This window comes from Rhizobacter sp. P2_G4 (assembly GCF_056403575.1).
Window position 1 is genome coordinate 268,965 of sequence record NZ_JBFUFG010000007.1, and the last position, 12,329, is coordinate 281,293.

Below are 12,329 nucleotides of genomic sequence, written 5' to 3' on the forward strand. Positions count from 1 at the left end.
CGGGCCGCTGGGTGGCACCAGTCGCCGGAGGCGACGGAACCTGATCGAGTCGCGCCGAACGCCAGGCCCTTCGGGGCTCGGCTTCGTCAGGCCAAATCGGGGAGAACTTGTCTCCGAGTAAATTGGTTCATGCCTTACCTGCACGTGAACCGGTGAAAGCCACGTTGCGCCCCGCTACCGCCGCGGATGCATCACGTGTCGCAAGCCTGCTGATCGACACGCGATTGGCGTTCATACCGTACGCGCCATCGGCCCACACCGAGACAGAGGTCCGCGATTGGGTGGCCAGTCTCTTGGTTCCGACAGGTGGCGTGACCGTCGCCATAGTCGATGGACGCGTCATGGGAACCATGGCCACGGAGCGAATTGGGGAAGTCTCGTGGATCACGCAGATGGCGGTTGATCCGTCGTTGGTTGGCCAGGGCCTCGGGTCGGCGCTGATGACGCACGCCATGCGCACGTTGGCTCCACCTCTTCGCCTGTATACGTTCCAGGCCAATGTCGGCGCGCGCAGGTTTTATGAGCGCCACGGCTTCACGGCCATCGAGTTCACCGATGGCCAAGCGAACGAAGAACACTCCCCGGACGTGCTGTTTGAAATGCGACGTTAGCGTCAAGCTCGGCACCGCCAGCCAACGGCACGGTAGCTCAGCCAACATTGCCATGCAGCGGTTCGCTGACCAAGTCGAAGCTGCTCGTCGACGGAACCTGATCGCGTGCAGCTTCGGAGGCCGAAGGCGCCGCGGCGATGCAGGAGAATGCCCGTCCCGCCTCTCTGCCGCCGCGCCTTCGCATGCTTGACATCGCCGCCATCTGCTTGGTCGTCACGGCCCTCTTCGCCTACCTGAACCACCAGTTCATCCGGCTTCCGACCGCCATCGGCGTGATGGTGATCGCACTGGGGCTGTCGCTGTGCATCGTCGGCCTGGACTCGGTGGGCCTCGACTTCGGCTTGCGTGAACACGAAGAGTCTTTCCTTCGTTCGATCGACTTCTCCGCAGTGTTGATGCAGGGCATGCTGTCGCTGTTGCTGTTCGCCGGCGCACTGCATGTCGACCTGAGCGAGTTGAAGGCCTACCGCTGGCAGGTTGGTGCGCTCGCGCTCATCGGCACATTGGCGTCGACCTTGGTGGTGGGGTTTGGTATCTCCCTCGTGCTGCCGCTGATCGGCATCGAACTGCCGCTGCTCTATTGCTTGATCTTCGGTGCCCTCATTTCGCCCACCGATCCCATTGCGGTGATGGGCATCCTTAAGTCAGCCGGTGCCCCGAAAAATCTGGAACTGGTCATCGCTGGCGAGTCCCTGTTCAATGACGGTGTCGGTGTCGTGATCTTCGCGCTGCTCGTGGGCATGCTGGGAACCACAGGCACGCCGACTGCCGGCGTCGCGATCGAACTGCTGCTGCGTGAGGCCGGCGGCGGCATCGTCTACGGGCTGGTGCTGGGCTACGTGACCTATCGGCTGCTCAAGAGCGTCGACCAATACCAAGTGGAAGTGATGCTCACGCTCGCCGCGGTGACGGGCGGCTACGCGCTGGCCACGCACTTGCACGTCTCCGGCCCGCTGGCCATGGTCGTCACCGGTCTGATGATCGGCAACAACGGCCGGGCGCTCGCGATGTCGGATACCACTCGCCGCTACGTCGACATGTTCTGGGAGTTGCTCGACGAAATGCTTAACGCGGTGCTCTTCGTGCTGATCGGCATGGAGGTGTTGCTCATCACCTTCAACGTCCCGCTGCTGCTGGCCGGCTCCGCTGCAGTGGTCGTGACGCTGGTCGCGCGGTGGATCACCGTCGGGCTTCCGGTGGGCGCGCTCTGCCAGTACTTCAGGCTACCGGCCGGCTCGGGCAAGGTACTCACCTGGGGCGGCTTGCGCGGCGGCATTTCGGTGGCGCTGGCGCTGTCTCTGCCCACTGGCCACGAGCGGGACGTGGTGTTGGCTCTCACCTACTGCGTGGTGGCCTTCTCGATCCTCGGGCAGGGGCTGACCATCGGCAAACTGGTCCGGCGCACGCTCGGCGGGGCCGGAGGGAGCACGGCCTCGCATCACGGCCATTGACGCTGTGACCCAGGGCGGTCCGAGGACGCCTACCGCTTCACGCCAACACCCTTGAAGAAGGTGTAGCAGAACACGCCATCGGCTTCGGCGGTGCGGTAGAGGTCTCGCACGCCATCGTCGAAGCGGGCTGCATCGATCAAGCCAGCGGCGATGGAGGCTTCACGCACGCCTTCGATCATTGCGGTGAAGGTCTTGCGGGTGAAACCGTCAACCCATTGCGGGCGGCTGGCGTCGACGTACACCATGCGCGGCGACACATGGACGTCGCCAAAGCCAGCTTCCGCCATCAGTGGGTACAGCTGCCGGCCGATCAGCGCGTTGCCACCCGACTGGGCCTGCAAGGTGACCTGGCATTGAATCGCGGCCCGGGCTGCTGCGCTGTCAGGGTGGAAGCAGGTCAAGCCGTGGTCGCCTTCAATCACCGTGATGCTGCCGCCAGGCTTGAGCACGCGGCGCAGGATCGCCAGCGCCTCAACGGGCCGCGAGAGGTGTTCGAGCACGAAGCAGACGAACACGTGGTCGAAGGACTCGGGTGCCAAGTGCAAGTCGAAGAGATCGGCCTGCTGGAATTGCACATTGCCGAGGCCTATCGCATCGGCCCGCCGCTTCGCCTCGACGACGGACTCGGCGGAGATGTCGATCGATGTGAAGCGCGCACCCGGGCTGCGCTGCGCGAGCGTGAGCGTCTGCGCGCCGACGCCGCAGCCGGCTTCGAGCACGGTGCTGCCCTCGGGGTAAGTCGTGTCGTTGTGAAGCAGCTCAACCAGCGTGCCCGCCTGGTCTTGCAAGCGCTCGGTTTCGCGGGGGTCGTAGCCGTGGACGTAGTTCATGGCACCCAGTTTCGGGCGCACGCGAGCCAGCGTCTTGAACGTTATTGCAGTTCAGCGCCCGCCGGCGCGCTGCCAGGCACCTGGCGTGAAGCCGAACTGGCGCGTGAACACACGCGTCATGTGGCTCTGGTCGGCAAAGCCGCTGCTGCTCGCCGCATCGACGAGGCTGTCGCCACGGCGAATCAAGGCACGGGCCTGCTCCGCACGCTGCTGCAGCAGCCACGCATGCGGCGGCACACCATAGGTCTTCTCGAAGCGGCGCAGCACCTGGTACTTGCTCAGGCCGACCATCGTGGCCAGTTCATCGAGCGATGGCGGGTCCAGCAACTCGTCGGCGAGTCGGTCGCGCACCCGCTTCACGTCGGCAGCGGCATCATGCAGCGGCGCGCAAGTCGAATGACGATGTGCCAGCAGGGCACACACCTCGGCCAGCGACTCGTCACACGCCAGCGCATCGATGCCGCACGTGGACGACCCAGCGCCCCACTCATCGAGGCGATCGAACAGCTGCTGCAGCGCCTGGCTCAGAACCCCGTCTTGAATCACCGGCCGGGTGATCTCCACATCGGTAGCCGCCGACGCGTCGCCCACCATCGCTGCCAGAACGCCCGGCTCGAAATAGACCATGCGCCAGCGCCGCGAAGCGCCGCCGAGCGGCTGGCCGTCATGCACTTCGCCGGGGTTGGTGGTGATGAGGTCGCCGGCCTGGGCCTCGACCATGCCGCGGCCGCTGGCCGACCGTTGCGCGCCGTGTTCGACCAGGCCCACGCCGTGGGTCGCATGCCAGTGCCGGCCATAGTGGCGTGCACTCTCGATGCGCGTGCCGAACACGCCCTGCCAAGGTGTGCCGATGAGCTGGCAGCGGTGATCAGGCGGCGCGCGCATGGCCTTCAGGCAGCCGGCGACCCTTGGTCTGCGCTGATCCAGGGGCCAGTGGCACCGTCGATGCCGCATTCCCACAGCGCCGTGGCATCGACATCGTTGCTGACGCCCTCGGCATACACCTGCAGCGACAAGCCATGCAACAGCGTCACCGTGCCACGCACGAAGGTCCGGCGGTGTTCGTCGCTGCCGACGCCGGTGACCATGGCGGCGTCGAGCTTGATGTAATCGAGCCCGGCCTCGAACAGGCGCGGGATCATGCCCAGGCGCTCGCCGGCATGCTCGAGTCCGAGGTGCACGCCGGTCGGCCTCAGCTGGCGGCTCAGCTCCTGCAGCAGATCGAAATGCTCGACGGCGGCGATCTCGGCCACCTCGAGCCAGATGAGGCGGGCGACGCGCGGTGAATCCCACAGCAACGCACGCAGGCGTGCGGCAAAACCGCTGTCGGTGAGCGACGCCGGCGACAGGTTCACACAACGGGCCTGGCCATCGCTGCTGGCTTCGGCCAGCGCCAGGGCCAGCGCGCGTTCGTCCACGTCGACCGTGAGCCGGCTGCGCACCGCCAGTGGCAACCAGCGGGCCGCCGGTTCGAAAGCGCCCTGCTCCTCGAGCTGCAGGCGCAACGGGCATTCGAGGTGAATCAGTTCCCGGCGCGCGTTGACGACCGGGAAGTTGACCAGGTGCACACGCCCCTGCACCAGCGCGTCGCGGATGCTTTGCCGCCAGGCGCCCTCACCCAGCATCGCGACGCTGTTGGCCGGCTCGTTGCCGAGCTCCACAGCGAACGGGCCTCGGCTCTCTGCACGGGCCAGCGCCGCATCGGCCGCGCTCATCACCTGGCCGGGTGTCATGTCGCGACGCAGCTCGACGGCGCCCAGGCCTACGGAGACGCCACTGCCCAGGCTGGGCAGCAGCACGCTGAGCGCGTCCGACAGGGCCTGCGCGGTTTCGCGGGCGATGTTGGGCACCGGCAGGCACAGGGCGAAGTCGGAGCCGTTCAAGCGGCCGAGAAAGCAGCCCTTGGCGCGCTCCGAATACGGCCGCAGGGCCTGCGCGATGGTAATGATGACGCGGTCGGCCGCCGAATGGCCGAGGTTGCGGTTGACGCCTGCGAGGTCGAACACGCGCAACAGCACCAGGCCGCCTTCGGCCGTGCCGTCTTCGCGCTGCAAGGAGGCCGTCAACTGCCCGAGAAAGTGCGTGCGGTTCGACAGGCCGGTGAGGCGGTCGCAGTTGGCCTGCTTGTGCAAGGTATCGAGCTGCTCGGCCTGCGCCTGGAAGGTCACGCGCAGTCGGCTGACCATGGTGTTCATCGCACGCGTGAGGCGCTGCAGTTCGGGCACGCGGGGCTCCGGCACGGTGCGGAATTCGCCGGCCACCAGCGCGTGCGCCTGCTCGACCGTGGAGTCGAGGGGCTTGCGGATGCGCCTCACCACCAGCGTGCCGACGCCACCCGCGATCAGGCCGACCACGCCGAGCGCAAAGGCCGAGCGCAGGCTGCCCGCCCACAGCTCGTCATAGGCGAAGTAGGTGTGGCTCACGACCTCGACCTTGCCGAGTGCGCGCCAGCCGTCCGACACCTGGGCCACGCCCGGTTCGGACTCGATGGGAGCCAGGTTCACGAACCAGGCCGGGGCCGCGGTGGGCGTGGCCTGCGCTTCGCGCACGAAGCCGAGGCTGCTATCGGCGTTGCTGAATCGGATGCGGCGATAGAAGCCGGTGTCGAACTGCGCCGACATCAGCAAGGCCATCAGCTCCTTGTCACCCTTCTGCTGCGACAGGGCGAGCGCCAGCGAGGTGGCGTTGTCGGCGTTCTTCAGGCGCAGCTGCGTCTGCAGGTAGCCGCGAGCCGACTCCACCGCGACTGTCACGCTGCCGGCAAACGCCAGCAGCACCGTGCCCAGCATCAACAACCAGATCTGGCGAATCAACGACATTCATTCTTCCTTTCAAGGAAACGCCGGGCCGTTCCCATGTTTCCTTGCTCCCCTCGCGCGGCGGTTCGCCACAGCAGCGCGGCGAACCTTGGAGGCACTGACAAAAGTCCGTCATTGGAACCCTTCCGCGTGGGCCTTCGCAAGCACTTCCCGCCAGCGAGACAAGCGCGCCGTCGGGTCGCCGGCCGCGGCTTGCGGCCCCACACCTTGCCACAGGCCTTCGCTGTTGAAGCTGAACACCGGCACCAGGTCGGGCCGGCGCGATGCGGGCCGCAGCTCGGTGATCAGGTTGTCCAGAATCGTCGGCTCGGCGCCCGGTGCCGCATAGTAGGCCAGCACCATGTGGGCCACCAGTGCGCCCTGCGGTCCGCCGATCTGCGCTCGCACGTAGACCAGGCGCAGCTTGGAGACGGGCACGCCCACTGCGAGCAGACTGAAGTACTTGGCGATGGCGTAGTCCTCGCAATCGCCGGCCCCCTTGTCCAGCGTCTCAAGCGGGCTGGCCCAGTAGTCGACCTGGCCCCAGACCTCGGTGTCGTCCCGAAACAGGATGCGTTGGTTGAAGAAGGCGTTGACGGCTTGTAGCTGGTTCGGCTCGCTCATGTCCAGCGCCTGTGCCAGCACCGGCTGCAGGGCATGAACGCCCGCCATGGCGCGCGGAGAGAGTTTCTTGGCAGCAAGCGTCATGCGTTCGCTGTCCCACGCCAGGGGCGGCATGCCCGGGCACAACAGGCCGACGACGATGAAGCCGATCCACAGCCAGGTGCGCATGACCCCGTGAACGTGCAAACGCACGAACGCTGCCCGCGCCTGCGGAGCGCCGTTGCAGCGGATTGTCAAAAGGGCGTCGGGCACGAACTGGCAGCGTTGGCTGGTCTGGACGGGATGCAGGTCTAACGCTTGTTGTCGTCACCCGGCGTGCCGACTTGAGCCGCCGCGCGGCTGGGCGCTCCATCCCCGTTCGCAATCGACAAATTGCCGGTTTGCGGGAGAACCTTCATCGCGTCATCGGCATGCGTGAAATAGTCCCTGGCGCCTGGGGTGAACCGAGGGTCTTGTGGCGGGAGGCCGCGGCTAAACTCGCGGCGCGCTGAAGGAATCCCTCACTACCTGCCTGCGCGCCTCAAGTTTCAAGAAAGCCCCACCGGATGCGTTTCAAGTTTCAAGCCATCGTTGCTGCAACTGCTCTGTTGTGTGCTGCCGGAGCCAACGCCCAAAGCAACGAGGCTTTGAAGGCCGCAGCGCAGAAGGCCGTCAACGCGAACCCCGACGTGACCGCACGGTTCAACGCCTATCGCGCCGCAGCCGATGCCGTCGACGCCGCACGCGGCGGCTACTACCCGCGCCTGGATCTGAGCGCCTCGGTCGGCCGCGATCACGACACCATCAATTCACGCACGCCGGAGAGCCAGTCGGTCAGCCGCAGCGGCGCTGCGCTGAGCCTCACGCAGCTGCTGTGGGACGGTCTCGCCACGCAGAAGGAAGTGGGCCGCCTGGGCCACGAGAAGCTGGCGCGCTACTTCGAGGTGCTCGACATGACCGAGCAAACGGCGCTCGAAGCCGCACGTGCGTATTACGACGTGATCCGCTACCGCCGCCTGGTGCAACTGGCTGAAGACAGCTATGTGGCGCACCGCAGCGCGTTCAACCAGATCCAGTCGCGCTTCAAGGCCGGCGTGGGCCGCGGAGTCGACCTCGAACAGGCAGGCGCGCGCCTCGCACTCGCCGAGTCGAACCTGAGCACTGAAGTCGCGAACCTGCACGACGTGTCGGCACGCTACCAGCGCGTCGTCGGCGAAGCACCGCCCAAGAACCTGCCGATGCCAACGCTCTTCAAGCAAGGCATTCCTGCATCGGCGACCGATGCATCCAACGAGGCCGTGCGCCACAGCGCCGCCATCAGCGCCAGCATCGAAACGCTGCGCTCCGCCCGTGAACAGGCCTCGGCTCGCGAGTCGGCCTACCAGCCCAAGGTCGAGGCGCGCGTTCGCTCGGGCGCCGGCAACAACTTCGACGGCGTGGTCGACCAACGCCGCGACACCACTGCCGAGATCGTGCTGAACTGGAACCTCTTCAACGGCGGCACCGACCGCGCGCGCGTGCGGCAGCAGGTCAATCTGCTGAACCAGGCGGCCGACTTGCGCGACAAGGCCTGCCGTGATGCGCGCCAGGTCGTCGCCATCGCATTCAACGACACCCGCAAGCTCAACGACCAGCTGCTCTACCTCGACCGCAACACGCTCGCGATTGAAAAGGCGCGAGACGCCTACCGCCAGCAGTTCGATATCGGACAGCGCAGCCTGCTGGATTTGCTCAACTCCGAAAACGAGCTCTACACCGCGCGCCGCTCGTACGCCAATGCCGAATACGACCTCGGCATCGCCTATGTCCGCACGCATGCGGCCGTGAACCAGCTGGGCACGCAGCTCGGCCTCGTCCGCGACAGCGACGCTCCGCAAGCGCCGGGCGAGATGAGCGATTGGGCCGTCGGAGACGACGGTCCGGCCCGCTGCCCGGCTGTCGCAATCGAAATGGAAAGCATCGATCTTCAGGCGCTCGACAGGCGCGCCAGCACAGCTACCACGCCGGGCGCTGCACCGGCTGTGCCTGCGCCCGCGTCGGCCCCCGCGCCGCGCGCTCGCTAGCCAAGCAGGTCGTATCAGCGTGAGGCGCGCTTCACGACGCAACGAACAGTGTCAGTGGTTCATCGTCCAGGAATCGAACCGCTGAACGCGTCGGCACCCCCATGAAAAACGGCACCCCGCGGGTGCCGTTTTCTTTGTTCCGGTAAAGACGAGCTATTCGTTAGCGCTTGACTGGCGGCAGGTCGGTGCAAGCCCCTTCGAAGGCCTCGGCCGCAAGACCGATGCTCTCGCCCAGCGTCGGGTGCGGGTGGATGGTCTTGCCGATGTCGACGGCGTCGGCCCCCATCTCGATGGCCAAAGCGATCTCGCCGATCATGTCGCCGGCATGGGTGCCGACGATGCCGCCACCGACGATGGCGTGCGACTCTTCGTCGAACAGCAGCTTGGTGAAACCCTCATCGCGGTTGTTGGCGATCGCGCGACCCGATGCGTTCCAGGGGAACAGGCCCTTCTTCACCTTCAGACCGCGTGCTTTCGCTTCGTCTTCGGTGACGCCGACCCATGCGACCTCTGGGTCGGTGTAGGCCACGCTCGGGATCACGCGTGCATCAAAAACCGCATGCGAGTCACCGGCAGCCACTTCGGCCGCCACATGGCCTTCGTGCGTGGCCTTGTGCGCGAGCATCGGCTGGCCGACCACGTCGCCGATGGCGAAGATGTGCGGCACGTTGGTCCGCATCTGGATGTCCACCGGAATGAAGCCGCGGTCGGTGACGGCCACGCCCGCCTTGTCGGCACCGATGCGCTTGCCATTGGGAATGCGGCCGACGGCCTGCAGCACCATGTCGTAAAGCTGCGGCTCTTTGGGTGCGCCCTCGCCTTCGAACTTCACGAGGATGCCCTTCTTCGTGGCCTCGGCCCCGACCGTCTTGGTCTTGAGCATGATGTTGTCGAAGCGCGGCGCGTTCATCTTCTGCCACACCTTCACCAGGTCGCGGTCGGCGCCCTGCATCAGGCCGTCGAGCATTTCCACCACGTCGAGGCGTGCGCCCAGCGTGCTGTAGACCGTGCCCATTTCCAGGCCGATGATGCCGCCGCCGATGACGAGCATGCGCTTCGGGCTGTCACGCAACTCGAGCGCGCCGGTCGAGGTGACGATGCGCGGGTCGTCTTTCGGCATGAAAGGCAGCTTCACTGCCTCGGACCCGGCCGCAATGATCGCCTGCTTGAACTTGATGACCTGCTTGCTGCCATCGGGCTTGGTGACGCCGATGTGATACGGGTCAAGGAACTCGCCCACGCCCTGCACCACCGTGACCTTGCGCATCTTGGCCATGGCCGTGAGGCCGCCGGTCAGCTTGCCGACCACCTTCTCTTTGTGCGTGCGCAGCTTGGCGAGGTCGACCTTGGGTGCGCCGAAGCTGATGCCGAGCGAGTCGAAGTGCTTCACTTCGTCCATCACCGAGGCCACGTGCAGCAAGGCCTTGGACGGGATGCAACCCACGTTGAGACAGACGCCGCCCAGCGTGGCGTAGCGCTCGATCAACACCGTCTTCATGCCGAGGTCGGCAGCGCGGAATGCGGCCGAATAGCCGCCGGGGCCCGCGCCGAGCACGAGCATGTCGCACTCGAGGTCGGAGCCGCCCGCGTGGCTGGCAGCGACGGGTGCGGGCGCTGAGGCCGCCGCCGCCGCAGCAGGCGCAGCGGCGGCGGGCTTCGCGGCAGGAGCAGGCGCAGCAGCTTCTGCCCCGGCCACTTCCAGCGTCAGCAGCAAAGAGCCTTCGCTGATCGTGTCGCCGAGCTTGACCTTCAGGTCCTTGACGACGCCGGCGTGCGACGACGGGATTTCCATCGAGGCCTTGTCGCTCTCGACCGTGACCAGCGACTGCTCCTTGGCGATGGTGTCGCCCGGCTTCACCAGCAGTTCGATGATGGCGACGTCCTTGAAGTCACCGATGTCGGGCACCTTGATATCGATCGTGGCCATGCTCACTCTTTCGTCTTTAGTTTGATCGTCTGGATCTTCACCGGCGTGGCGGAGTTCTTGTCGAACTCGCAGCCGGCGCTCACGCCGATCTCGGCCACCTCACGCGCCGTCTTGGCGCGGTCGAAGGCGGCGTACATCGCACCGAGCGCGAAACCGCGGCCCGAGCCGATGGCCCAGAAGCGGTCGAACTCAAACACCTCGCGATACGAATACACGCCGTAGATGCCGCTCGCATTGGCAATCAGCGCAGTGAACTGCGAGCTCTCGTACGGGTCGGCGTCTTCTTCCTTCGGGTTCAGGTAGAAAACTTCCTTCAGTTTCGGGTGGATCTTCAGAAAGGTGTCGAACACCTCGTCGCGCGAGTCCAGCTTCAGCTCTTCCGGCGGCAGCCAGTTCAGCGCACGGCGCAGCACCGGAAAGTGCGCCGTGGTCCCGGCCATGCCGATCCACGAGGTGCCGACCTTGAACAGCTTGTCGTTGTCTTCGTAGCCATGCGGCAGGCGGGTGTCACCGAAGGTGACCAGACTGTCACCCGCGATCGCTACTTGCCCGGCTTTGCGAACGACGACGACAGTCGTCAAGACACGGCCCTCCGCCGGGCCGCCCCAAGGAGGGCTGCGCCCCCTCGGGGGGCAGGAGCGAAGCGACGTGGGGGCTTCACAGCAGCACCCTTCGGAAGTCGGCGAGCACTTGGCCGAGATAGGCGTTGAAGCGCGCGGCCGCAGCACCGTCGATCACGCGGTGGTCGTAGCTCAGGCTCATCGGCAGCATCAATGTCGGCTGGAAGGCCTTGCCGTCCCACACCGGCTCCATCACAGAGCGGCTCAGCCCCAGGATGGCGACCTCAGGCGCATTGATGATGGGCGAGAAGTAGCGCCCGCCGATGCCACCCAGCGAGCTGATCGAGAAGCAGCCGCCGCTCATGTCGGCCGGGCCGAGCTTGCCGTCGCGCGCCTTGGCGGCGAGTTCGCCCATCTCTTTGGTGATCTGGAGAATGCCTTTCTTGTCCGCATCCTTCAGCACCGGCACCACCAGGCCATTCGGCGTGTCGGCGGCAAAGCCGATGTGGAAGTACTGCTTCAGCACGAGCTGGTCACCATCGAGCGAGGCGTTGAACTCGGGGAACTTCTTCAGCGCCGCGACGACAGCCTTGATGACGAAGGCGAGCATCGTGACCTTGATGCCGGCCTTCTCGTTTTCCTTGTTGAGCTGAACGCGCAGGGCCTCGAGCTCGGTGATGTCGGCGTTGTCGTGGTTGGTGACGTGCGGAATCATCACCCAGTTGCGGTGCAATGCCGCGCCGCTGATCTTCTTGATGCGCGAGAGGTCCTTGCGCTCGACCGGGCCGAACTTGGCAAAGTCGACCTGCGGCCACGCCGGCAAGCCGGGGAAGTTGCCGCCACCGGCCGCAGCCGACGCACCAGCGCCCTTGCTCGTCTGCGCCTTGGTGCGCGTGTCGCCAGCCATCACGTTCTTGACGAAGCCATGCACGTCGTCGTGCGTGATGCGGCCCTTCGGGCCCGAGCCCTTCACCTCGTCGAGCGGCACGCCAAGTTCGCGCGCCAGCTTGCGGATGGTTGGCGAGGCATGCGGCAGGTGACCCTGCGGCACGGTGGGTTCGTGCGCCGGCAGGGCAGCCGTGGGCACGACGCGCTCGGCCGGGGCCGAAGCGGTCGCCGGTGCAGCCGCAGGCACAGGCACCGCGGCGGATGCCGCTGCTGGGGCCGGTGCCGCAGCGGCGGGGGCCGGAGCGGGCGCCGCCGCCGCCGGTGCCGCAGCCGATGCATCACCTGCTGCTTCGATCATCAGCAGCACCGAGCCTTCGCTGATCTTGTCGCCGAGCTTGACCTTCAGCTCCTTGACCACGCCAGCCTTCGTCGACGGGATCTCCATCGACGCCTTGTCGCTCTCAACCGTCACAAGCGACTGTTCTACCTTCACCGTGTCGCCTGGTTTGACCAGCAGTTCGATGATCTCTACGTCCTTGAAGTCGCCGATGTCGGGGACTTTCACTTCCACCAGGGCCATGTTGTTGTCTCGTTGTAG

The 12,329-nt window shown here is 66.0% G+C and carries 10 protein-coding genes; 3 read left to right on the forward strand and 7 right to left on the reverse strand.

The window, feature by feature from the left end; translation table 11 throughout:
* Nucleotides 1–152: 152 nt before the first annotated feature.
* Nucleotides 153–611: a GNAT family N-acetyltransferase gene (locus tag AC1DYS_RS23665; protein ID WP_477903691.1), complete on the forward strand. Its 459-nt coding sequence runs from the start codon at nt 153–155 to the stop codon at nt 609–611.
* A gap of 182 nt (nt 612–793) precedes the next feature.
* Nucleotides 794–2,062, forward strand: a complete 1,269-nt coding sequence (locus AC1DYS_RS23670; RefSeq protein ID WP_477903693.1) for a cation:proton antiporter — start codon at nt 794–796, stop codon at nt 2,060–2,062.
* 29 nt (nt 2,063–2,091) lie between these two features.
* Here AC1DYS_RS23670 and AC1DYS_RS23675 read toward each other — a convergent pair whose 3' ends face one another.
* From AC1DYS_RS23675 to AC1DYS_RS23690, 4 genes are all read right to left on the reverse strand, one after another.
* Nucleotides 2,092–2,892 (reverse strand): methyltransferase domain-containing protein, encoded by an 801-nt coding sequence (locus AC1DYS_RS23675; protein WP_477903695.1) that lies wholly within the window; start codon nt 2,890–2,892, stop codon nt 2,092–2,094.
* A 51-nt stretch (nt 2,893–2,943) separates the two neighbouring features.
* Complete coding sequence (locus AC1DYS_RS23680; RefSeq protein ID WP_477903697.1) at nt 2,944–3,777, reverse strand: AraC family transcriptional regulator; 834 nt, start codon at nt 3,775–3,777, stop codon at nt 2,944–2,946.
* Nucleotides 3,778–3,782: 5 nt separating this feature from the next.
* Nucleotides 3,783–5,711, reverse strand: a complete 1,929-nt coding sequence (locus AC1DYS_RS23685) for a bifunctional diguanylate cyclase/phosphodiesterase (RefSeq protein WP_477903699.1) — start codon at nt 5,709–5,711, stop codon at nt 3,783–3,785.
* 111 nt (nt 5,712–5,822) lie between these two features.
* Nucleotides 5,823–6,482, reverse strand: a complete 660-nt coding sequence (locus tag AC1DYS_RS23690; protein ID WP_477903701.1) for a transglutaminase-like cysteine peptidase — start codon at nt 6,480–6,482, stop codon at nt 5,823–5,825.
* Between the two features lie 377 nt (nt 6,483–6,859).
* Here AC1DYS_RS23690 and AC1DYS_RS23695 point away from each other — a divergent pair, with 377 nt between their 5' ends.
* Nucleotides 6,860–8,356, forward strand: a complete 1,497-nt coding sequence (locus AC1DYS_RS23695; protein WP_477903703.1) for a TolC family outer membrane protein — start codon at nt 6,860–6,862, stop codon at nt 8,354–8,356.
* Nucleotides 8,357–8,516: 160 nt separating this feature from the next.
* Here AC1DYS_RS23695 and lpdA read toward each other — a convergent pair whose 3' ends face one another.
* From lpdA to aceF, 3 genes are all read right to left on the reverse strand, one after another.
* Nucleotides 8,517–10,283 carry a dihydrolipoyl dehydrogenase gene (gene lpdA, locus AC1DYS_RS23700; protein WP_477903705.1) on the reverse strand — a complete coding sequence of 589 codons (1,767 nt, stop codon included), beginning with the start codon at nt 10,281–10,283 and terminating at the stop codon, nt 8,517–8,519.
* 2 nt (nt 10,284–10,285) lie between these two features.
* Nucleotides 10,286–10,864, reverse strand: coding sequence for an Ntn hydrolase family protein (locus tag AC1DYS_RS23705; RefSeq protein ID WP_047484290.1), 579 nt, complete (start codon nt 10,862–10,864; stop codon nt 10,286–10,288).
* Between the two features lie 76 nt (nt 10,865–10,940).
* Nucleotides 10,941–12,311, reverse strand: coding sequence for a dihydrolipoyllysine-residue acetyltransferase (aceF, locus tag AC1DYS_RS23710; RefSeq protein WP_477903707.1), 1,371 nt, complete (start codon nt 12,309–12,311; stop codon nt 10,941–10,943).
* Nucleotides 12,312–12,329: the final 18 nt, after the last annotated feature.

What these genes read in the sequence shown, in the direction of transcription:
- AC1DYS_RS23670 (WP_477903693.1), top strand. Translation starts at nt 794, where the DNA reads ATGCTTGACATCGCCGCCATCTGCTTGGTCGTCACGGCCCTCTTCGCC.
- AC1DYS_RS23675 (WP_477903695.1), bottom strand. Translation starts at nt 2,892, where the DNA reads ATGAACTACGTCCACGGCTACGACCCCCGCGAAACCGAGCGCTTGCAA.
- AC1DYS_RS23680 (WP_477903697.1), bottom strand. Translation starts at nt 3,777, where the DNA reads ATGCGCGCGCCGCCTGATCACCGCTGCCAGCTCATCGGCACACCTTGG.
- AC1DYS_RS23685 (WP_477903699.1), bottom strand. Translation starts at nt 5,711, where the DNA reads ATGTCGTTGATTCGCCAGATCTGGTTGTTGATGCTGGGCACGGTGCTG.
- AC1DYS_RS23690 (WP_477903701.1), bottom strand. Translation starts at nt 6,482, where the DNA reads ATGCGCACCTGGCTGTGGATCGGCTTCATCGTCGTCGGCCTGTTGTGC.
- AC1DYS_RS23695 (WP_477903703.1), top strand. Translation starts at nt 6,860, where the DNA reads ATGCGTTTCAAGTTTCAAGCCATCGTTGCTGCAACTGCTCTGTTGTGT.
- lpdA (WP_477903705.1), bottom strand. Translation starts at nt 10,283, where the DNA reads ATGGCCACGATCGATATCAAGGTGCCCGACATCGGTGACTTCAAGGAC.
- aceF (WP_477903707.1), bottom strand. Translation starts at nt 12,311, where the DNA reads ATGGCCCTGGTGGAAGTGAAAGTCCCCGACATCGGCGACTTCAAGGAC.